Genomic DNA, 21,091 nt, shown 5'->3' with positions numbered 1-21,091 from the left:
TTAGCTGTCTGGCGCGATATTACCGATACGTAACGTCGTGCAAGGCCGATTTGGCGGCAAGACAGTTCTCCAGGGGGTGGCCTGGCGCATAACGAATGCGCCATGGCCGGTTTGCGGGCGTGATAAGGAATGAAACCGGGCTGGCCGGGCTTTTATTCTGTAGACCGGCTAGCAGGCGTTTGCAGGAGACAGTGATGACGCAGAGAGCGAAAGACGGACTGACGCGCCGGGCCTATCTCGCGGGAGCCGCCGCATTGCCGCTCGCCAGCGGTGCCGCCCGGGCCTCTGCCCAGCCGTCCGACCCGGCACCAGGCCTGCCGTCGGCCTTTCCCGACCTCACCGAGTTTCCCGGAATTGAGGGCAGCTATCTCAATTCCGGCTCTGTCCACCCGGTCAGCCAGGGCGCGCGGCGTGCGGTCGAGACCTATCTGGCCTCGCGCGGCATGAATGGCGAAGGCGGGGATTATTCCATCGGCCGGCTGCGCGGTTCGGTCCTGCAGCGCTATGCCGATCTCATCAATGCCGAAGCGTCAGAGGTGGCCTATATCACCTCCACTTCGGCGGGCGAGCAGATGGCCGTGAATTGTCTCGGCCTGCCGCGCCGGGGCGGGCGGATCGTCACCGATGTGCTCCACTTCTTCGGCTCCTTCCATCTGTACAACGAGCTGGAAGCGGCCGGGATGGAGGTCGTCATCATCCCGATGCGCGACAACCGGATCTATCTGGAAGACATGGCCGCGGCGATGACGCCGGATACGCGCCTGGTCTCGATCTCCGCGATTTCCACCATCAACGGTTTCCAGCACGATCTGGCGGCCGTCGCCGAAATGGCGCACGCCCATGGGGCCCATGTCTATGTCGACGCGGTCCACGCGGTCGGGTCCGTGCCCGTCGATGTGAAGGCGTCCGGCATCGATTTCATGGCCAATTCCAGCTTCAAATGGATGATGGGCGATATGGGGCTGGGCTTCATGTATGTCCGCGGCGATCTGATCGGGCAGCTGGAGCGTCCGCAGGCCGGCTATCAGCAGCTCGCCAGCTTCGCCAGCCATGCCTACCCCTATGATCCGCCGGGTGATGAGCCTTTCGAGACGGGCGCGCGCGATGATGCGACCGGCCTGTTTGCCATGGGCACCTATTCCAATACCGGGGTCGCGCATCTGGACTGGTCGCTGGACTATCTGGCCGGCCGGGGCATCGCGAACATCCAGGCCTGGCGCCAGCCCCTGATCGAGAAGGCCCGCCGGGAAATGCCGCGCCTGGGCTTTGAACCGCTGACGCCGGAAGACAGTACCGGCCCGCTCATCGCCTGGGCCCGCGAGAATGCCCGGGCAGACCTTTATGAGCGTCTCAACGCGGCCGGCGTGCATGTCTCCCTGTCGCGCCATCGCCTGCGCATTTCCCCGTCCGTGTTCAATTCGGAAGCGGATATCGACCGCGTGCTCGAGGCGCTTTCTTGACGGACAGCCCGCTCTTTCTCGATGCCCGCACAGTCCGGCAATCGCTGGACATGGAGACGTGCATCCGCCTGATGCGCGAGGTCATGCCCGGCCTGTCCTCGGCAGAGGAGGGCGAGCTGTTGCGCTCCTTCATCGCGCTGGGCGAGGGGCAGACCTTTGCGCTCATGCCAGGCGCGCTGACCGGCGAGCAGGGCTTCGGTGCCAAACTGGTCAGTGTCTATGCCCATGCCGACCACAAGGCGCATGAGGGCCTCGTGATCCTGTTCGACCGGGTCAGCGGCAAGCCCGTCTGCGTGGCGGATGCGTCCGAGATCACGCGGATCCGGACCGCCGCGATGAGCGCTGCTGCGACGGATGTGTTGGCCCGCAAGGATGCCTCGCGTCTGGCGCTGATCGGGACCGGCCTGCAGGCCCGCGCCCATATCGATGCGCTGGCCCGTGTCCGGACGCTGGACGCTGTCACCGTCTGGGGCCGCGATCCGGCCAAGACAGACGGCCTGGCCGCCGATCTGCGCGAGGCGGGTTATCCGGTCCGGGCGTGCGCCTCAGTCCGGGACGCGGTCGAGGCGGCCGACATCATCTGCACGGTGACGGCGTCGCGTGAGCCGGTCCTGCCCGGTGCGTGGGTGCGTCCCGGCACGCATGTGAACCTGGTCGGATCCTCCGGCCCGATGGCGGCGGAAACCGATACCGATCTTCTGGTGAAGGCCCGCGTCTTTCCCGATCATCGTCCGCATGTCGAAGCGCATGGCGGCGAGCTCCTGCGGGCCATCGAAAGCGGGCGCTACAGCGCGGACCGGCTGGAGGCCGAGATCGGCGCCGTCATGGCCGGTGAGGCACCGGGCCGCCAGTCCGCAACCGACATCACCGTCTTCAAATCCCTTGGTCACGCCGTGCAGGACCTGTCTGCCGTGGCCTGGCTCTACCAATCCCTGCGGAGACCCCAATGAGTGAGTTGCGTCAGTTGAAACAGGGCGTCGGCCTCCTGCCTGTCATCGCCCTGGGCCTGGGCACGGCGATCGGCGTGTCGATCTTCTCCGTGATCGCGCCGGCCACCCAACTGGCCGGTCCGGCCATGCTGCTGGCCGTCCCGCTCGCCGCCATCCCGATGTTCGTGATTGCGGTGACCTATGCCTTCATGGGCTCCACCCTGCCGACCTCCGGGGCGTCCTATGAATGGCCCCGCCGTTTCGTGTCGGAAAAGCTGGCCTTCGCCATCGTCTGGCTGCGCATTGCCGGCAATGTCGGCGCGATGTTCATCCTGGCGCTTGTCCTGGTGCGGTATCTCTCCTTTCTCATCCCAGTTCCAACCAAGGCAGCGATGGCGGGCCTCTTCGTGATCGTGTTCGGGCTCAACCTGTTCGGCGTGGCCCTGGCGGCGTCGATCCAGACCGTGCTCATGGCCGCGCTCGTGGTCTTCTTCTGCATTTTTGCCGTGGCCGGCGCGCCATCGGTCGAGCCGGCCGCCTTCGCGCCCTTCATGCCGGAAGGCTGGGGCGGGGTTCTCGCCACCATCCCGCTCCTGGTGGGCCTCTTCTTCGGGATCGAGGCCGCCACGGAAGTCGGCGGCGAAGTGCGCAATGGACGCCGCAATATTCCGCTGGGGATTGCGGCGGCCATCATCACCTCAGTGGTCGTCTACACACTGGTCGCCGGGGTCTGTCTGGGCCTGCTGGGACCGCAGGCCCTGGGCGCCAGCGAGACCCCGATCCTCGATGCCGTGGCTGTGCTGGTGGGTGAAGAACGCGCCCGTCCGATTGTCGCCCTGGCCGCCATCGCCGCCATCGGCACTTCGCTCAACGCGCTGTGCATGACGTTCAGCCGCTCCTTCTACGCCATGGGACGGGCCGGGGCGCTGCCGGAATTTTTCGGCCGCGTGCACCCCAAATTCGGCACACCGCATTTCGCGCTGGCTGCGGCCTTCATGGCCTGCATGGTCGGCCTGCTCTTCCCGGTGAATCTGGCCGCGCTCTTCCTGGCCGTGAACATTCCGGTTCTGCTGAAATACTGCACCACCTGCCTGTCCGCGATCCGCATCGTGCGGACGCGCCCGGATCTGCATGAACAGTCCGCCTTCAAACTGTCTGCCAAGGCGGTCGAGGTCTGGGCCGTGCTGGGTATCGTCATGGCCATCAGCGTGACCCTGTTGGGGATTTCCACGGACTGGCGGCCCTATCTCATTCTTGCCGGCTGGGGCCTGGTCGGCGCGATCGTCTACATCATCCGCCACCGGACCAAAGCGGCGGCCGGACAGGAGCCCGATGCATGAAATTGATCCCGACCCGCTTTCTCGCCGCCACCGCCTGCCTGGCCCTGGCGGCCTGTGCCCAGCCGGCCACGCCCCGCGATACAGGCCTGCCCACCGGGGCCAGCGCGCTCAGCGAGCATGACGGCGTCTTCAATGGCGTTCCGGTGAGCTACTCGGCGCTGGTGGAAACCACCCTCCTGCCTGGCGCGGATGGCGAGATTGCCGGTCGCATGGTGACCACGACCTATCTGGCGGATGGCGATCATCCGGAGACCCGGCCGGTCCTCTTCCTGTTCAATGGCGGTCCGGGAGCCTCGACCACGCCGCTGCATTTCGGCGCCTTCGGCCCGCAGCGCCGGTTTGGCGAGGGCGATGAGGCTGTCCTGGCGCCCAATCCGGACAGTCTGCTGGATGTGGCCGACCTGGTGTTCATCGATCCGGTCGGCACCGGCTATTCCGTGCCCGAGAGCGAGGCCGATGGCGCGCAATTCTGGAGCCCGAACGGGGATGCTGTCTCTGTTGCGGCGGTGATCGAGTCCTGGTTGAAACGCCATGACCGCGAGGCCTCGCCTCGTTATCTGCTGGGTCAGTCCTATGGCACGGTCCGGGCTGGCGAGATCACGCGGGTCGCGCCGGACCTGCATTTTGACGGCATCCTTCTCTTTGCCTTGGTTGCCGACATGCGCGAAGGCGATCTCTCCTATGCGGTGCGCTTCCCCACCATGGCGGCGACGGCCTGGTATCATGGCCGTATCGATCAGACCGGCCGTACCGCGGAAGACGTATTCGAAGGCGCGGTCGAGTTTGTCGAAACGCGCTACTGGCCGGCCCTGAATGAGGGGGAGGCCCTGTCAGACGCCGACATTCAGGCCCTGGCAGAGGAGATGTCGGCCTGGATCGGCCTGCCGGCGGATTGTATCGCCAGCCTCGATCTGCGGCTGAGCAATCGCGATTTCATGCTGCATCTGCTGGAGGATGAAGGCGTGCGGACCGGACAGCTGGACACGCGGGCCACGCGCTCGCTCGACGCGCCGGAACAACGCCCGCCCTATGATGATCCGGGCCTGTCCTATCATCCCGACAGTGTCGACACGTCCGGCCTGGAAAGTGCCCACGGATTTGATCCGGCGGTCCATGCCTCCATCGTGGAAGCCTATTTCCAGGACTGGCTGGGTTTTGAGCCGGCCACGCCCTATCGCGCCCTCAATCTGGACGTCAATCGCGCCTGGGATTGGGGTCCGGACGGGTTCACCGGCTTTGGCGGGACGAACGCGTTTTATGCCGAGGCGATGGACGCGGACCCGGATCTGCGCCTGTTCTGGGCGGCCGGCTATTACGACCTGTCCACGCCGGCCTATGCGGGGCGTCATGGCCTGGTGCAGGCGGGTGTTCCGGCGGATCGTTTGACAGCGGCCTATTTCCCGGCCGGGCATTCCGTCTTCGTGGGCGAGGCCAATCGGGCCCTTCTGGGCGAGGCCGTGCGGGAATTCCTCGTTCTGGACGGGGACTGATCAGAAATCGAGTTCGGGCAGGCCCAGTTCTGCGGCCTTGGCGTGCAGGAATTGGCCGCAGACCAGATCCTGCACGATATGCCCGAGGGATTTGTAGACCGTGATTTCTTCGGCTGAGGTCCGGCCATCCAGCTGGCCGAGATAGACCTGTCCGATCTCTCCGACGACATGGTCGTCGTCCACCAGGCCGGCGGCCTTGGCGGAGCGGAATTCACCACCTTGTTCCAGCACGCCGGCACGGTGATCCGCAATGAAGCGGGACCGGGCCACCAGGGCATTGTCGATTTCCACCGGTCCGGCATAGCTCGATCCGACCGCATTGATATGCGTGCCCGGTTTGACATGGTCACTGGTCACGACCGGTTCGGTGGCAGCCGTCACCGTGCAGAGGATATCGGCCCGGGACACCGCGCGGTCGATATCCGGTTCGGCGCGGACATCCAGCCCGGTCAGCCGGGATTGGGTCCGGGCGAACGCCTCCGCCTTGTCCGCCGAGCGCCCGGTAACCCAGACGGTTTTCAGTGTGCGGATTTCAGCGATGGCGTGAAGATGCGAGACGGCCTGTTCGCCATAACCGACCAGGGTCAGTATCTCTGCATCCGGACGCGCCATGGCGTCGGTCGCGGCGGCGCTGGCGGCGCCGGTGCGGATGCCGGTCACTTCGCCGGCATGGATCAGGGCGGTCGGGCTGCCGGTCTTTGGCTCAAACATCAGGATGCCGCCCTGGTGGGATTGGATACCGGCGGCGAAATTGCCCGGAAACACACTCACCAGCTTGGCACCGAAATCCTGCCACTCGCCCAGCGCGCCGGGCATCACGCCGAACATGCGCCCCTCGGCCATGTGCACGATGGAGCGCAGTGGCTGAATGCTCTGCCCGTTCGAGAGCGCCATCATGCCGGCGCGCACCAAGCGGATGGCGGCCGGATAGGTGAGGTGTTCGCGAACGAATGACTGGCTGATGACCCGCATTATTCGTCGTCCTCCTGCGCTGCCGGCAGTGCGACCGGTTCAACAAAGGGATCAATCCCCATGGCGCGGTGCATCTCGGCGGGCAGATAGGCGACACCGTTCTTCATCACCAGGCGGATGCGGCGGATCTCGGAAATGTCTTCCAGCGGATTGCCCGGCACCAGGATGAAGTCGGCGCGCTTGCCCACTTCGATCGAGCCCAGCCAGGCGTCGCGCCCCATATGACGTTCCGCTTCCAGGGTCGCATAGGCCAGGGTGCGGGCCGGGGAAATGCCGGCCCGGACATAGAGTTCCAGCTCGCGATGCACGGTGAAGCCATAACCATTATCCGTGCCCGGCAGGAGGCGGATGCCGGACTGGTCGAGCAGGTTGAGCGTGTCCAGCAGGGCCTGGAAGCCCTCCGTGTATTCACGGTCATCCTCCTCGTCATTGATGGTCACGAAGGCGCGGCGGCGGCTGCGCTGCACGCCGACCGGCATGTGCTCGACATGGCCGCGCGAGGAGGGGGAGAACTCGCCGGAGCGCGACATCATGAGGAGTTCCAGGGTCACGGCTGTCGTGTCCAGCGCAGTGCCATGTTCCTGCATCAGGCGGATCGTGCGCTGGACCGGCTCTGAATTGAGGTCGAGATCGCCCCCGCGGCGCATGCCGGTCAGGCGGATTGGCGTGCGCGTGTCCTCACCCTCTTCCAGCATCCAGCCCAGCATGAGCTGGTTGATATGGGCGATGTCGGCATAGCCGGTCTCGATGGCATAGTCCGGCGTCACGAAAGCCGGGACATGACCGGTGATCGACAGGCCCCATTCATGGGCTTCCTCGACCATGGGGGCGATCCATTCGCCCGGCACGGAGTTGTAGATCTTGATCTGCCAATAGCCATGGCTGGCATACCAGCGTACCGCTTCCAGCGCCTCGTCCAGGGAGGCGGCAATGATGCCGGTATGGACGGAGTAATCGCTCCGTCCTTCGATCATGCCGGACAGCATGGCCCGCGGGCCGGCAATCTCGCCGCTCTCGATCCGGTCTACCAGACGCAGGACGCCGTCGGGACTGTTGCCCATGTCGCGAACACTGGTCACCCCGGCCGAGATATAGCGCAGGGCCCGGTCGGCCCCGAGATGGGCGTGCATGTCATGCAGGCCCGGAACCAGCGTGCCACCCTCACCATCGATCACCAGATGATCCTCGCCGATCCAGGCGGTCTCGTCCGGCTGGATCGCGGTGATGCTGTTGCCGAAAACGGTTACGGCAGAGGGTTCTGAGAGGACGCCCGCATCGGGCTGGAATATGCGCACATTCCGGATCACGACCGGCTGGTCGAATGTGTGGGCGAGTTGATCCTGCAGGGCTTCCAGATGGGCGTTTTCCATCTCGGCACGCAGGCCGGACAGGGTGGCGGCCAGGTCCTGATGCTCTTCCAGGATCGTCATGCCGCCGGAGAAATTCGCAACCAGCCGGTCCTCGCCATCCAGCAGGACATAGCCGGACCCCAGGCCCAGGCCGGTCAGGCGGAAGACGCGGGCGCCGTCCACACCGTCAAATTCCAGACCGGTCTCGATCTCCTCGACCGAAAGCGTGCCCGCCGGAGCCACCGGCAGACTGGCGCCGCCGGACGCCAGCACGGCACGGACGTAGAGGCCATCACTCCAGGGGCTGCCATCATTGACGATATAGAGCTGCGGGGCGTCGACCTCGATACTTCCATGCTCCGACTGGCTCTCCCAGCTCAGCACACCGCCCGTCTGGGTCATGCGCTCCTCGACCGGGTCGCCAAACAGGGAATTGCCCGTGACATGCCAGGATACCGGAATGCCATCGGCATTAAGCTCGATCTCCTGGGTATTGCGGGCGCCGCGCCCGTTGGAGCGCACGCCGTATTCCAGGGCGATATGGGAGCCATCGGTCGTGGCAGTCAGCGTGCCAACTGTCTCGCCCGCCTGGATGACCACATAAGTGTCAGTGGTCTGTGCCAGTGCAGGGCTGCCCAGACCCAGGCACAGGCTCAGCGCAGTGATGGCAAGGGGCAGGGAAGACAGGGAAAGGCGCATGACGGACTCCGCAATCGGGTTCGCAGGATAACAGGTGCGCAGTTTATGCAAGGTCGGCCGGAGAAAACTGCCTTATGGCGCGCGTCTTTGCCGGCATAGGGCAAACCTATGTTTCAGGTGTTAGCCCCGAGGCGAATTTATGCGTCCTCCGGCGAGGCTCAGGTGTATTGCATCTTCACCGGCAGGGCGGTCGTGTTTTTCATCTGTGACAGCGCCACGATGGAGCTGACATCCTCGACGCCCGGGAGTTTGAGGATCGTGTCGAAGATGAACTCTTGATACCATTTGATATCCGGGGCCACGACCTTGATGAGCGCATCGCGCTCGCCCAGGATGGAATAGCATTCCACGACTTCCGGTATGGCCAGCACGGCCCGCATGAATTTCTGCCGGTCGGTATCGTCCAGATAGGAGATTTTCAGCTGGGCGAAGACATGCAGTTTCACGCCGAGCTTTTCCGGGTCCAGCAAGGCGACCTGGGCGCGGATATAGCCTTCCTCGCGCAGGCGCTGGATGCGGCGCCAGCAGGGGGATTGGGAGAGGCCGACTTTTTCGGCCAGATCGGCCGTTGAGATGGAACAGTCCTTCTGGAGATGCTCGAGAATACGGACATCGATCGCATCGAGGGGCTGTTGCATTGTAATACCTTCATACCGACTGGGAGAGCATTGGATTTACATCCACTGCGCTCCGGGGAACTCGGCGGGCACAATTACAGCTCGGCGGTGGATAATCAATGCGTGAGTTGAACGGCGTTCACTCCGGGGCGGCGATGAAGGCGCGCAGATCGTCCGAGAAGGCCTCGAGGGCGTCCGGATTGGTATAGGCCATGTGTCCCCCTTCATATTCATGCGTTTCCACATGGCCGCCGCCGGTCTGGATCTGGTCCGCGAGATAGCGGGCCGGGCCCAGTGTTGTGGTCAGGTCGTAGCGGCCGGTGCCGATCATGAGGCGGAAATCCGGATTGGCGGCAAAGGCGACTTCCAGCATGCCGGTATAGTCATAATCGTCGAAGGGGCCGCCCATTCCGCCGGTCGGTTCATAGACCCAGTTTCCGGAAACGGCGCGGCTCAGCGGGATATAGTCGTCAAAGGCCAGGCTGACGCCCAGCGTGTCGCTCAGATGGTCTTCCAGCGCGGCCGGGATCAGGGCAGAGACCGGTCCGTACGGGTCCTGATAGGGACGCCCCGGACCCGGTGCCGGTCCCGCATAGCGCGCATCATAGAGCCCGACCATTTGACCTTCATCGGCCAGCAGCGCGGTCAGGAACCGCATTTTCGGGAAGATCAGCCCATTGGCCATATAGGTCTCGGCCGACAGGCCGGTATAGGCCTCCAGCCGCTGTGCCACAGCATTGCGCTCTGCCTCGCTCAGCTGATTGCCGCGGATCAGGGCGGACAGGTAATCCGTCATCGCCCAGTCGTAGACCGTATCCACAAAGTCCGGGATGGATTGGCCCTGTGTCTCGGCCCGGCCATGCCACGCCGCCACCGCCGCCAGGGTCGGCAGATTGGTCGCATAGGACAGGACATTGCCCTGGCGCTGGGAGGTCTCGATCATGTTGACCGCCTGGCCCATCAGGATCACGCCGTCCAGCGGATCGCTATCGGCCAAGCGGCCGGCAATCGCGGCCGCGCGGATCGTGCCATAGCTCTCGCCCAGCACGTAGACGGGCGCGCCGGTCCGGTCGTGATCGGCCAGCCAGGTCTGCATGAAACGGACGAAGACATCCGCATCGCCCTGCACGGTGTAGAGACGGCCCGGATCGGCCTCACCGGCAATGCGGCTGAAACCGGTTTCAGGCGGATCGATGAAGACCAGGTCCGCGATGTCGATCAGGGAATGGATATTGGCGAGCGGTGCCTGGCCATCCGCTACCGGCGCGGCCGGGTCCTGGGGTGCATTGATCCGCACCGGTCCCATCGCCCCCATATGCAGCCAGGAGGAGGCGGCGCCCGGCCCGCCATTGAACAGGAAGATGACGGGACGTTCGGCGGGTTCGGCAGCATCGACGCGCAGATAGGCGAAGCTGACCATGTCCACGGCTGGGGCCAGTTCGTTCGCCGGCAGGGATGTGCGTTCCACCAGGGCGTCGAATGATACCGGCTCGCCACCGAACACGCCGTCATGGCGGGTGTTCGCGTTGAGGATTTCCGGCTGCAGGGCCGCACTGTCGGACAGGGTGCAAGCGCCCAGCACAATGGCCAGGCCAAGCGGGCGGAACAGTCGGGGCAGGGCGGAAATGAGCATGATCGTATCCGGCGTGTCTGGGATGTTTCGTCCCAGACTAGCGCCGCTGTGCGCGGATTGCCTGCCCGTTTCGCGCCGCTTTCGCGCAAATGCCAGGGAAATTCATGCACGCAGTATCGGCTGGGCGAATGGCTTATGCGCGGACAGGGGCCGGTATGCGCCGGGTTTGAATTCTCTGGCCGGTCTTCGGTGCTGTGCTAGTCTCCCGCTTCTGGGGGAGATCAACATGTTCAAATTCCTGTCGGATATCTTCAAACCGCTGCTGACCATCCTGGTCACGGTGATCGGCCTGGCCTTCATCGCTTCGGTCGTGTCACCCAAGGCGGACGAAATGATCGAGGATTGGCTGCCGGCCTGGGAGATGCTGGAACCGGCGGAACGCCAGGTGCGCGACTGGCTGGGGCTCAGCCCGGAGACCGAACCGGCCTGGTGGCATTTCTGGGGACGCGACTGACCCGTCAGGTTACCGAGTTGAAACGGCCCTTCTGGCTGCCCGAGGTCACGACCCAGCCTTCCGTATGCGATGCCAGGAAGTGGCGCAGCGCGTCCAGCGGCAGCGCGCGGGACATCAGATAGCCTTGGGCCCAGTCGCAGCCGAGCATTTTCAGCAGGGCCAGTCCGGCTTCGTCTTCCACGCCTTCCGCCGTCATTTCCAGACCCAGCGCATGGGCCAGATCTGTGGTGGACTTCACCAGCATGCGGTCACGCTGCGAGGAGGCGATATTGCTGACGAAGGCGCGGTCCAGCTTCAATTCCTCGGCCGGCAGCGAGCGCAGATAGGCCAGGGATGACAGGCCGGTGCCGTAATCATCGATCGACAGTTTGATGCCGGCATCGCGCCACATGCGCAGTGTTTGCAGGGCTCGTTCCGGATTGCCCATGGCAGCCGTCTCGGTGATCTCGAACGAGATCCGGCCGCGCGCCGCTGCCACCCGGTCCAGGGCGATGCGGCCAAAGTCCGGATCGGAAATCAGGGCGCCGGAAATATTGATCGAGATCTGGATGTCCTGACCCCGGGCCATCAGACTCTTCTGGTCCGTCACGACGCGGTCCAGCGACCATTCAGTGAATTCGCGGATCCGCCCGGTTTCCTCGGCCAGTCCGATGAAGGCATCCGGCGGGATGAAACCCCGCTCGGGATCATTCCAGCGCACGAGCGCTTCGGCGGCGCGGAACTCCCCGGACTTCAGGTGGAGTTTGGGCTGATAATGCATCTGCATGTGACCGCTCGACGTGGCGGCCAGCATGCGGCTCATCAGGGTGAGATTATCGCTGTGATCCTGCTGTTTGCCCGCATCGAACATGCAGAAGGACTGGTTCGCCTCGCGGGCCTGTTCAACGGCCAGCATGGCTTCCCGGGTACAGGCATTGCGGCTCTCATCACTGGCCACGCCCAGCGTGACGGCGACGTCCAGCGTGACATCATCCACATGCAGCGGCTCGGCCAACAGGGACTGGAGTTCCTGGGCGACCTCTTCCAGCGAGCGCATCGCCGGACGCGTCAGCACAATGCCCAGCGCGCCGCGGGACAGGACGACGGCCATGTCGACATCCTCATCCTGCTTCAGCCGGTCGGCAACGACGCGGGTCAGCTCGGCCATGCGGTCAAAGCCCAGCACGCTTTCCAGATGCTGGTAACGGTCAATGCCCAGCGCCATCACGACCGGATCCATGCCGGTCAAATCCAGGGCTTCAACGCGGCTTTCAGCGGCGAAACGGGTGGGCAGTCCGGTTTCCATGTCGCGATAGAGCGCATCGCGCAGCACGGCATTGCGCTGGCGCAGAACACGGTAATAGAGCCCGCCCGACACCAGGCAGATGGCCGCCAGGCCCAACAGGCCGAACACGATGTAGAGCTGCTGGCGGGCGCGTGTGTCGGCCAGGGTCAGTTCCTGCTGCAGGCTTTCGGAGCGCAATTGCTCGATCTGCAATTCCTGTTCGGCAAAGTCGAACTGGGCGCCCAGCAGCGCATTGTTGGCAGAGGCGGCGACGGCGCGTGCCTCGTCATCCAGGCGTTTGAAGGCCCGCAAATGGGGAAGGGCGGCAGCGGTCTGTCCGGCCGCTTCGTAAATGTCGGCGGCGGCTTCGTGGAACTCGCGGAAGGACTGGGTGGTTTCTTCCAGATTCTGGTCGTCGAAGGTGCGGCCGATCATCGCTTGCGCGGCAGAGACCTCGCCGCGGCCAAAGGCGGCTTGCGCGCGGACGCCCCAGAGGAAGCGGGCCCAGTCGGCCCCGTCCGGTCCGATCTGTTCGAAGGAGGTATCCAGCGCCTCGTCGGCGGCTGTGAAATCACCCATGTCGACATACAGCGCCGCCAGATTGGACAGGATCCGCGCTTCCAGCATGGCGCTGTCCAGCTCGATGGCGATGTTCCGGGCCTGCGTGAAATGGTCCAGCGCGGCCTCGAAATCACCCATCTCGCGATAGGCATTGCCCAGATTATTGTGGGCCGCCAGTTCCAGCGACGGGTCCGCGTCATAGCGGTTGGAGGCATCGAGGAAATAGTCGACCGCGCGCTCATACTGGTGGGCGTCACGATAGATGGAGGCGATCGACAGCAGGACGATGGCTTCGCTGCGCGGCGCGTCGATCTGGCGATAGACCGTATAGGCCGCCTGGAAATGCTCCAGCGCGAGGCCGTAGCGGCCGGTGATCCGCTCGACCCGGGCCATCGCGACCAGAATGTCGGCATAGAGTTGGGTCGCTTCCGGATTGTCGCCGAGGTCACGCAGGGCCTGTTGAGCGTAGGGCTCGGCTTCAACGGGACGTCCCAGCCGGGTCAGGGCTTCCGACCGCAGCCAGTTCAGCGTGGCGCGTGCCTGGGGGTGATCCGCCGGCGAAACATCCGTTTCCAGCTGCTGCTCGGCGGCATCGGCCAGATCCAGCGCGTCCTGCGGCGCCCGCATCATGGAGGACCGGGCGGTTTCGATCAGGCTGTAGAATGTGTCCGGCGTTTCGGTAGCCGATTGCGCGCTCGCAGCTGCTGTTACAGCAACCGGAGACAGCGCCAAGCTCACGCCCAGAAATACGACACGCCAGAACACAGAAGGGGCCACCCGACTTGAAAACCAGAATGCAGCCTAGTCGGATTTCGTTAAAGTCAGCCCAATCTTCGGCAGAAATTCTCGGCGAATTCTCAAGCTTTTATTAGGGGGTTGGTTAGTTGAGAAAACAAAAACCGCCCTGACGCCAAGGTCAGGACGGCTCTCGCTCTTCGGATGAAGCGGGTTAGAAGCGAAGGTCGAAGCGCAGACCGCTCGCCATTGAGGTTTCGCTTTCGGGGCCGGTATTGCCGTTCAGGCTGGCGCGACCAAAGACGGACAGGTCGGCCCGTTCGCTGAACAGCGGCAAGGCGTAGAGAAGCTCGGTATAGACGGCCCGTTCTCCACCCAGCGCCCATTCCTGGGTCTGCGTCGAGATGGCACCCGTGCTGCGGTCGCTGATCTCGCCGGCCATATAGGTCAGCGTGCCGTCTTCCAGGTGCAGGGGCTGCACCACGGACAGGCGAACCGCATCGCCTTCGGCAAACACGCCGCGGCGCAGGGCCGTGACCTGGAAGGCGGTGGACAGAGCGTCCTCGCTCAGGCTCAGGACGCTGTCGCTGAACTCGGTTGAGGCCGTGCGGGCCAGCGTGGCCGAGGCCGACAGCTGGACATATCCGGACAGATCCGCTTCAGCACCGACGCTGACGGCATCCGTATTCGCGCCGCCCTCGAAGCCGATGGCGCCCGGCGCCTGGGCGCCCAGGAAGCCGGTCTGCTCTTCCAGATGGGTATAGGTGATGTTGACCGACAGGCTGTCGGACAGGGTGTGGTTCAGATCCGCGACCATGGCGGCGGCCTGGTAGGACGGCAGTCCGCCCTGGATGGCCTGTTCCTCACCCGTGAACGGGTTGACGAAATCATGGGCCTCGTCGGTCGAGCTGAAGCCGACCGTCATCCGGGTCGCGCCGGCCACATGCCAGCTGGACAGCATGTAGGCACCGCCCGAGGCAAAGCCGAGGACCGGATTGACGCCGCCGGTTTCCGGGCGGTGATCGGAGAAGAGCTGGAAGCCGGACTGGCGGTTCAGCGCCAGCGCGCCTTCACCCATGCCCAGGCGCAGGCTGCGACCGGAGGCCGTGTCGGCAATCTCCAGACCGGCCTGGAAGGGCAGGTCCTGATTGGACAGGCGCTGATACGGGTCAGCCGCCGAAGCGAAGGCCGTGACCGTCAGATTGCCCGAACGGTCGACCAGGCGGCCGGTTTCCACCGTATCGGCGAATCCGGCTTCGCCGGAGCGGGCGCGCTCGGCCAGATAGATCTCCGTGATCGCTGCTTTCTGGCTCTCGCTCAGATCCGAGCTGGCCATCAGCTCATTATAGGAGACCTGGAAGTCGCGATAGGTCCAGCCCAGTGGCTCGTACAGGGTGATGGTGGCGTCCTGGGCGTGCACTTGCAGACGACCGGCGGAAACGCCGAGACGATTGATATTGCGCAGGCGGCCACGGGAATCGACGACATAGAGATTGCTGCCATCCAGCGGGCGCAGGGCCGCATCGACGTTCAGCAGACCCCAGCCATAGACTTCGTCGACGCCTTCGGCCCCCAGGTCCGTGGCCGAGCGCAACAGGACATCGGCCACATTATGGGCTTTCAGCCATTCCCAGCGTCCCTGCACCAGGGCGGCAGCCCCGGTCACCAGAGGCGCGGCAAAGGACGTGCCGGACAGGCGTGTCACGCCGCCCTCACCATCAGAGACCAGGATCAGCTCACCCGGTGCCACCAGGAAGCGGTCCATCAGGCGATTGCCGCGATAGCATTGCCCGTAGATCGTCAGGCAGGCCGTGCCCGGTGTGTTGGAGAAGCGCGAGATGCGGCCGTTCGGATCGACGGAGCCGACGATCAGCAGGTTGGAGGCATTCCAGACACTGCTCCAATCGACGTTTCGCGTCTGCGTGACGCCATCATTGCCGGCGGCAAAAACGAAGAGTGTGTCACCCGCCTGGCGGCGGATGCTGCGATCGGACAGGATGTCAGCCCAATCCTGGTGGAAGGTCCAGCCGGGCACACCCAGGGACATGTTGATGACGCTGGCATTCTGGTGAACCAGGGCCAGGACGCCTTCGCGGACATCATTCCAGTTCGAGGTCAGCGTTTCATCAAACGGATTATAGCTGATCAGCGTGCTCTCCGGCGCCAGGCCCATCACGCCCTGGCCGTCCATCGGCGCGGCGATCAGGCTGGCCACGGCGGCACCGTGATTGAAATTCATCCAGCTGGTATCGCCGCGCTGGGTGCGCACGGTGAGCAGTTCGGATGCGTCGAAGGAGAAGTCGAGCAGGCCGACAACCGTGCCATCGCCACCGCCGACGGATTGCGACAGGGCCGGGCTCCAATTGATGGCAGGCATCCAGTGGTCGACATGGTCGATCCCGGTATAGCCCATCAGGCCGTCATAGAAGTCCAGGAAGAAGCGCGAGCGGTCTTCGGCGCTGACACCGTCCAGGCTTTCCGGATCCGACGGGTCGAAACCGTATTTGGCCAGCAGGTCAGCCAGGAAGGCATCGCGGAAGCTGGAGCCGGTCTGCGCCTCGATGGCGGACCCGAACACGGCCTCGGCCTGGGCAAACATGGAATTGAGCTGGTCCGCCAGCGAGCCGTAATCGCCAGCCGAGCTTTCGCTGAAGGCGTCGATATCGCCCCAGAAGGCGCTGATATCACCCCAGAACGGACCGATATCACCCCAGAAGGGCGCGATATCGCCCCAGAAGGGATTAATGTCGCCATGGAAGGCTTCGATATCGCCGTGGAAGGCTTCGATATCCCCCCAGAAGGGATTGATGTCGCCATGGAAGGGGCTGATATCGCCGTGGAACGGGTTGATGTCGCCCCAGAAGGGATTGATGTCACCCCAGAACGGGCTGATATCGCCGTAGAAAGGATTGATGTCGCCGTGGAACGGATTGATGTCGCCATGGAAGGGCGAGATGTCGCCGTGGAACGGATCGATATCACCATGGAAGAAGGGATTGATGTCACCATGGAAGGGCAGAATGAAGACGCCGGAACTATTGTCCGTGTCCTCTGACTCCTGAGCCTGCGCGGCGCTCAAGCCTGTCACCGGCAGCAGTGCGGCTGTCAGTGCCAGTGCGGCGCTCGTTTGGCGAAGGTTCTGCTTCTTCGTCATGTCCCCAACTCCCTAATTCGGGCTTCGTCCCGACAAAGCCCTTTCTTGGGCGTACCGGGACAATCTGGGGCATTTGAGATAAGCAGTTGCAAATTTTCTTAGTTTCCAAACCCTTAACTTCCCCAATGGTTTCTCGGGGCTTAATGTCCGGTCCGGCGTGACCGGGGAAATGACGGGCAGAATTGGCGGATGAGTTGACCCAGTCCGATATGGATTTCGAGATTTTCTGCGCGGGCCCGCCGGGCCTGGAGGCGGAACTGGCCGGTGAAGTGGCGGCTTGCGGATTTGCGTCTCCGCAGAGCGTGCCCGGCGGCGTCGTGTTCCGCGGCGGCTGGCCGGATGTGTGGCGGGCCAATCTGTCCTTGCGCGGGGCGAGCCGCATCCTGGCCCGTATCGACAGTTTCCGCGTCGTTCACCTGGCCCAGCTGGACAAGCGGTCCCGCAAGGTCGACTGGGCATCGGTGCTGCGGGCCGACCAGCCGGTGCGGGTGGAGGCCAGCTGTCGCGGCTCGAAAATCTATCATGCGGGGGCGGCGGCCCAGCGCGTGGAAACCGCGATCCGGGAAGGCCTGGGCGCCCCCATTCAGGAGGACGCGCTGGTCACCGTGCGCGTGCGCATCGACAATAATGTCTGCACGATCAGCCTGGATACGTCCGGTGAGCTCCTGCACAGGCGCGGTTTCAAGGCGGAGGTCAACAAGGCCCCGATGCGCGAGAATTTGGCCGCACTCTTCCTGCGCGCTTGTGGTTATGACGGGCAGGAATCCGTTTTCGATCCGATGTGCGGCTCCGGCACATTTGTCATCGAGGCCGCAGAGATGGCGGCGGGCCTCTTGCCCGGCCGGGAGCGGCATTTCGCCTTTGAGCATTTGCGGACATTCGATGCGACGCAATGGGCAGGAATGAAAGCCGCCATGCCGGTCCGCTTGCCCGACCCGGTCTTTTGGGGCCAGGACCGGGATGCCGGTGCCATCCGCATGAGTGAAGCGAATGCCGAACGGGCCGGATTGGCGGCCTGTACGCATTTCCAGACCGGGGATGCTCGCGCACTGGTCCGCCCGGACTTGGAGCCGGGTCTGGTGATCATCAATCCGCCCTATGGGGCCCGGATCGGTAACCGGAAAGCGCTGATGGGACTCTATAATGCGCTGGGCGTCGGTTTGAAGAAGTCCTTCTCCGGCTGGCGCGTGGGTCTGGTGACCAGTGATGCGGCCCTGGCCCGCGCGACTCGCCTGCCGTTTTTGCCGCCCGGGCGTCCGGTGGATCATGGCGGTTTGAAAATCCGGCTCTACCGGACCAACGCTCTGAGCTGAGCTTTCTGAGAGCTATCCTTCAAGTATAGCAGGACTCGCAAGCGTATGTTGCGCTGCAGCAAGCAAAAATTGAAAAAGCAATTGCCACCGGTGTCATTGTTGTGCAGTCTGCGGCTCATCCAAGCTGCCGGCATCGTCTCTGTGTTTGTTACTCCATTTGGGAGTGGATGCCCGGGACCGAAAATGCTACCGGTGTCATAAGCGACATCGGTTCCGGTGGCTCAGGATCGGAACAGACCAGCGGACCGGAAACCGGCCGCATGCGGGGAGGACATTATGAAAACTACCAAGACGCCGACAGGCAAATTGCGCCTTTTGACGGGCTGCGCCATGGCCAGCCTGGTCATGGGGACCGCCCTGGGCAGTGCCGCTCAGGCGCAGGAAACCGACGACGTCGTGACCGTGACCGGCTTTCGCCAGTCGCTGGCCGCTGCCCTCGATGTGAAACGTGACTCCAACGGCGTGGTCGACGCCGTGGTTGCGGAAGACATCGCGGCATTCCCGGACCTGAACCTGGCTGAATCCATCCAGCGCATTCCGGGCATCTCGATCAATCGCGTGGCCGGTGAAGGCCGCCAGATCACGGTTCGTGGTCTGGGCGCCGACTTCACCCGCGTGCGCATCAACGGCATGGAAGCGCTGTCCACCACGGGTGGTTCGGACGCATCCGGCGGTTCCAACCGCGGCCGGGGTTTCGACTTCAACACGTTCGCGTCCGATCTCTTCAACGAGATCCGCGTCACGAAGACCACGTCGGCTTCCATGGATGAGGGATCGCTGGGGGCGACGGTCGATCTCTTCACGGCCCGTGCTTTCGATTACGATCCGGGCCTGACCGCGGCCTTCTCCGGCCAGATCGGCTATAACAGCCTGTCCGAAGAGACCAGCCCGCGTATTGCCGGCCTGGTGTCCTGGTCCAATGATGACCAGACCTTCGGCGCCAATTTGTCCATCGCCTACACCGACCGCACCATCATCGAGGAAGGCTTCTCCACGGTTCGCTGGGATGACGGCAATTTCAACTCCGTCAATGGCGCGGCCTGCCCGGCCGGTCCCGATTGCGCCGGCATCAATTCCAGCTCCCTGGTCTATCACCCGCGCATTCCGCGCTATGGCCGCCTGACCAATGAGCAGGAGCGCCTGGGTATCACCGGGGGTCTGCAATTCCGCCCGAGTGACAACACGACCGTCTCTCTGGATGCCCTCTATTCCAGCTTTGACGCGACGCGCACGGAAAACTTCCTGGAAGTCTTCATGCGCTCCCAGCAGGGCCGGTTCGACGTTAACAGCTTCACCGTGAACAGCGGTCTGAACATCATCGATAGCGGTAATTTCGATGTCAGCCCGAACTCTAACGGCACGCATCCGATCCGTTCGGAAGGACGTTATGACGAACTCTCCACCGAGTTCACCCAGTTCACGCTGAACATCGATCACGACTTCTCCGATCGCCTGCGCGGTAATTTTCTCGCCGGTACGGTTGAGTCCGAATTCGACAATCCGATCCAGACGACGATCCTGTTCGACGCCGTCGGTGTGGTGACGGGCTATGCCTACGACTTCCGCAATAACCTCCAGACGCCGTCGATTGATTTCGGTTCGCTGGATGTGACGGATCCGAGCCAGTTCGCCTTTACCGAAATCCGGGATCGTCCGCAGTCCGTGACCAATGGCTTCGACACTTTCGCCGGCAGCCTGGAATACGATCTCAATGACAGCTGGACCCTGTCCGGTGGGCTGAGCTTCAAGCAGTTCGACTTTGAAACCCAGGAAGCCCGCCGTGAGAGCACGAATGGTTCCATCGTCTGTAACCTGCCGGGCGTGTCCTGCCCGGTTGGCGCTTCGGGTCTGCCGATCACGTCGGGCCTCTACTCTGTCCTGACCGGTTTCGGTTCGGGCCTGGGCATGCCGAACGGCAATGACACGGCCTGGCTGGTTCCCAACATCCCGGCTGCGGCAGCCGCCGTCGGCATCTACTCGATCCCGGGTACGGTTCGGGCCGGCAATCAGCGCGCGGTGAGCGAAGAGGATCTGGGTGGTTTCATCCAGGCCGACTTCTCCGCCATGCTGGGTGATATCCCGGTGCGCGGTGATATCGGTGTGCGTTATGTGGAAACCACGACCACGGCGACCGGCCTGGTCAGCGGGACCGAAGTGACCGTCGAGCGCAGCTATGAAGACACGCTGCCCTCCTTGAACCTGGCCTTTGATTTCACCGACGAGATCGTGGTCCGCTTCGGGGCGGCCAAGGTGATGGCGCGTCCGTCCCTGGGCAATCTGACGCCGGGTGGTTCGCTGGACAGCTTCAACGGCCCGCCCTTCCGCTATAATGCCGGCAATCCGGGTCTCGATCCCTATCGTGCGACCACCTATGACGCGTCGTTCGAATGGTATTTCGCGGAAGAAGCCCTGTTCGCCGTCTCCATCTTCTACAAGGATGTCGACAGCTTCTTCACGAGCTCCCAGTCGGTGGAAGTGCCCTACAGCACGTCCGGCCTCCCGGCCAATCTGCCGCCGGCCTCCAGCCCGCTCTATAATCTGATCCAGGCTGGCGGTGACCCGCTCGTCGAGATCAGCCAGGTGTCGAATGGTGGCAGCGCCTCCATTCAGGGCTTCGAAGTCGCCTACCAGCAGCCCTTCACCTTCCTGCCGGGACCGTTCGACAATTTCGGCTTCCAGGGCAATTACACCTATGTCGACAGTGACGAGATCATCGGCTTCTCGCCGAACGCCTACAACGCCACCCTCTATTATGAGGATGACCGTCTGTCGGCGCGCATCTCGGCGGCTTACCGCGATGCCTATGTGACGCGGAATGCCAGCTCGAACGGCCGCAATGAGCGTGGCGTGGACTCGAGCTTCAATCTCGACTTCGCCTCGTCCTATGTCCTCAACGACATGATCGATCTCACCTTCGAGGCGATCAATCTGACGGACGAGTTCGAGCACCAGATCTATGACACCGGCAATCTGCCGAATGTCTATCACCACACCGGTACGGAATACCTGTTCGGTATTCGCGCCAGCTTCTGATCGGACTGACTTCCTCCGAGCGATGGGGCCTGGCAGGCATGGTCTGCCAGGCCCCTTTTTTATCCGCTTTCCGGACCGGAACCTGACT

13 protein-coding genes are annotated in these 21,091 nt (G+C 63.6%); 7 read left to right on the top strand and 6 right to left on the bottom strand.

Annotated features, from left to right (window positions below):
• Positions 1-194 precede the first annotated feature (194 nt).
• Genes I0K07_RS00240 through I0K07_RS00225 form a run of 4 tightly spaced genes read left to right on the top strand, consistent with a single transcriptional unit; the run spans position 195 to position 5,219 of the window.
• Positions 195-1,460, top strand: coding sequence for an aminotransferase class V-fold PLP-dependent enzyme (locus I0K07_RS00240; RefSeq protein WP_203290661.1), 1,266 nt, complete (start codon positions 195-197; stop codon positions 1,458-1,460).
• The gene (locus tag I0K07_RS00235) at positions 1,457-2,410 is read left to right on the top strand and encodes an ornithine cyclodeaminase family protein (RefSeq protein WP_203290660.1); all 954 of its coding nucleotides are present in this window, start codon (positions 1,457-1,459) and stop codon (positions 2,408-2,410) included. Before I0K07_RS00240 ends, I0K07_RS00235 begins: the two co-directional genes overlap by 4 nt.
• Complete coding sequence (locus I0K07_RS00230) at positions 2,407-3,729, top strand: APC family permease (RefSeq protein ID WP_203290659.1); 1,323 nt, start codon at positions 2,407-2,409, stop codon at positions 3,727-3,729. The genes I0K07_RS00235 and I0K07_RS00230 overlap by 4 nt, the downstream gene beginning before the upstream one ends.
• On the top strand, positions 3,726-5,219 hold the full coding sequence (locus I0K07_RS00225; protein WP_203290658.1) for a S10 family serine carboxypeptidase-like protein: 1,494 nt from the start codon (positions 3,726-3,728) through the stop codon (positions 5,217-5,219). Before I0K07_RS00230 ends, I0K07_RS00225 begins: the two co-directional genes overlap by 4 nt.
• Here the strand turns inward: I0K07_RS00225 and I0K07_RS00220 are convergent, their stop codons facing one another.
• The 4 genes from I0K07_RS00220 to I0K07_RS00205 all read right to left on the bottom strand — a co-directional run bounded on the left by I0K07_RS00220 (position 5,220) and on the right by I0K07_RS00205 (position 10,489).
• A complete protein-coding gene (locus I0K07_RS00220) occupies positions 5,220-6,191 on the bottom strand; it encodes an ornithine cyclodeaminase family protein (RefSeq protein ID WP_203290657.1) in 972 nt (323 codons plus the stop codon). It lies immediately after the preceding gene.
• Positions 6,191-8,239, bottom strand: coding sequence for an amidohydrolase family protein (locus I0K07_RS00215; protein WP_203290656.1), 2,049 nt, complete (start codon positions 8,237-8,239; stop codon positions 6,191-6,193). Before I0K07_RS00215 ends, I0K07_RS00220 begins: the two co-directional genes overlap by 1 nt.
• A gap of 158 nt (positions 8,240-8,397) precedes the next feature.
• Positions 8,398-8,877 carry an Lrp/AsnC family transcriptional regulator gene (locus I0K07_RS00210; protein WP_203290655.1) on the bottom strand — a complete coding sequence of 160 codons (480 nt, stop codon included), beginning with the start codon at positions 8,875-8,877 and terminating at the stop codon, positions 8,398-8,400.
• 118 nt (positions 8,878-8,995) lie between these two features.
• Positions 8,996-10,489 (bottom strand): S10 family peptidase, encoded by a 1,494-nt coding sequence (locus I0K07_RS00205; RefSeq protein ID WP_203290654.1) that lies wholly within the window; start codon positions 10,487-10,489, stop codon positions 8,996-8,998.
• Positions 10,490-10,715: 226 nt separating this feature from the next.
• Between I0K07_RS00205 and I0K07_RS00200 the strand changes: the two genes are divergently transcribed.
• Complete coding sequence (locus I0K07_RS00200) at positions 10,716-10,943, top strand: hypothetical protein (RefSeq protein ID WP_203290653.1); 228 nt, start codon at positions 10,716-10,718, stop codon at positions 10,941-10,943.
• 4 nt (positions 10,944-10,947) lie between these two features.
• Here the strand turns inward: I0K07_RS00200 and I0K07_RS00195 are convergent, their stop codons facing one another.
• A complete protein-coding gene (locus I0K07_RS00195) occupies positions 10,948-13,500 on the bottom strand; it encodes an EAL domain-containing protein (RefSeq protein ID WP_203290652.1) in 2,553 nt (850 codons plus the stop codon).
• 217 nt (positions 13,501-13,717) lie between these two features.
• Positions 13,718-16,657: a S8 family peptidase gene (locus I0K07_RS00190; protein ID WP_203290651.1), complete on the bottom strand. Its 2,940-nt coding sequence runs from the start codon at positions 16,655-16,657 to the stop codon at positions 13,718-13,720.
• Positions 16,658-16,851: 194 nt separating this feature from the next.
• Here I0K07_RS00190 and I0K07_RS00185 point away from each other — a divergent pair, with 194 nt between their 5' ends.
• A complete protein-coding gene (locus I0K07_RS00185) occupies positions 16,852-17,970 on the top strand; it encodes a THUMP domain-containing class I SAM-dependent RNA methyltransferase (RefSeq protein ID WP_238934358.1) in 1,119 nt (372 codons plus the stop codon).
• A gap of 276 nt (positions 17,971-18,246) precedes the next feature.
• Positions 18,247-21,003, top strand: coding sequence for a TonB-dependent receptor (locus I0K07_RS00180; RefSeq protein WP_203290650.1), 2,757 nt, complete (start codon positions 18,247-18,249; stop codon positions 21,001-21,003).
• Positions 21,004-21,091 lie beyond the last annotated feature (88 nt).

It is taken from the genome of Maricaulis parjimensis (assembly GCF_016817355.1).
GTDB lineage: Bacteria > Pseudomonadota > Alphaproteobacteria > Caulobacterales > Maricaulaceae > Maricaulis > Maricaulis parjimensis.
The sequence above is the reverse complement of the archived record's forward strand: the minus strand, read 5'-3'. Positions and strand labels throughout refer to the sequence as shown.

What these genes read in the sequence shown, in the direction of transcription:
- I0K07_RS00240 (WP_203290661.1), top strand. Translation starts at nt 195, where the DNA reads ATGACGCAGAGAGCGAAAGACGGACTGACGCGCCGGGCCTATCTCGCG.
- I0K07_RS00230 (WP_203290659.1), top strand. Translation starts at nt 2,407, where the DNA reads ATGAGTGAGTTGCGTCAGTTGAAACAGGGCGTCGGCCTCCTGCCTGTC.
- I0K07_RS00225 (WP_203290658.1), top strand. Translation starts at nt 3,726, where the DNA reads ATGAAATTGATCCCGACCCGCTTTCTCGCCGCCACCGCCTGCCTGGCC.
- I0K07_RS00220 (WP_203290657.1), bottom strand. Translation starts at nt 6,191, where the DNA reads ATGCGGGTCATCAGCCAGTCATTCGTTCGCGAACACCTCACCTATCCG.
- I0K07_RS00215 (WP_203290656.1), bottom strand. Translation starts at nt 8,239, where the DNA reads ATGCGCCTTTCCCTGTCTTCCCTGCCCCTTGCCATCACTGCGCTGAGC.
- I0K07_RS00210 (WP_203290655.1), bottom strand. Translation starts at nt 8,877, where the DNA reads ATGCAACAGCCCCTCGATGCGATCGATGTCCGTATTCTCGAGCATCTC.
- I0K07_RS00205 (WP_203290654.1), bottom strand. Translation starts at nt 10,489, where the DNA reads ATGCTCATTTCCGCCCTGCCCCGACTGTTCCGCCCGCTTGGCCTGGCC.
- I0K07_RS00200 (WP_203290653.1), top strand. Translation starts at nt 10,716, where the DNA reads ATGTTCAAATTCCTGTCGGATATCTTCAAACCGCTGCTGACCATCCTG.
- I0K07_RS00190 (WP_203290651.1), bottom strand. Translation starts at nt 16,657, where the DNA reads ATGACGAAGAAGCAGAACCTTCGCCAAACGAGCGCCGCACTGGCACTG.
- I0K07_RS00180 (WP_203290650.1), top strand. Translation starts at nt 18,247, where the DNA reads ATGAAAACTACCAAGACGCCGACAGGCAAATTGCGCCTTTTGACGGGC.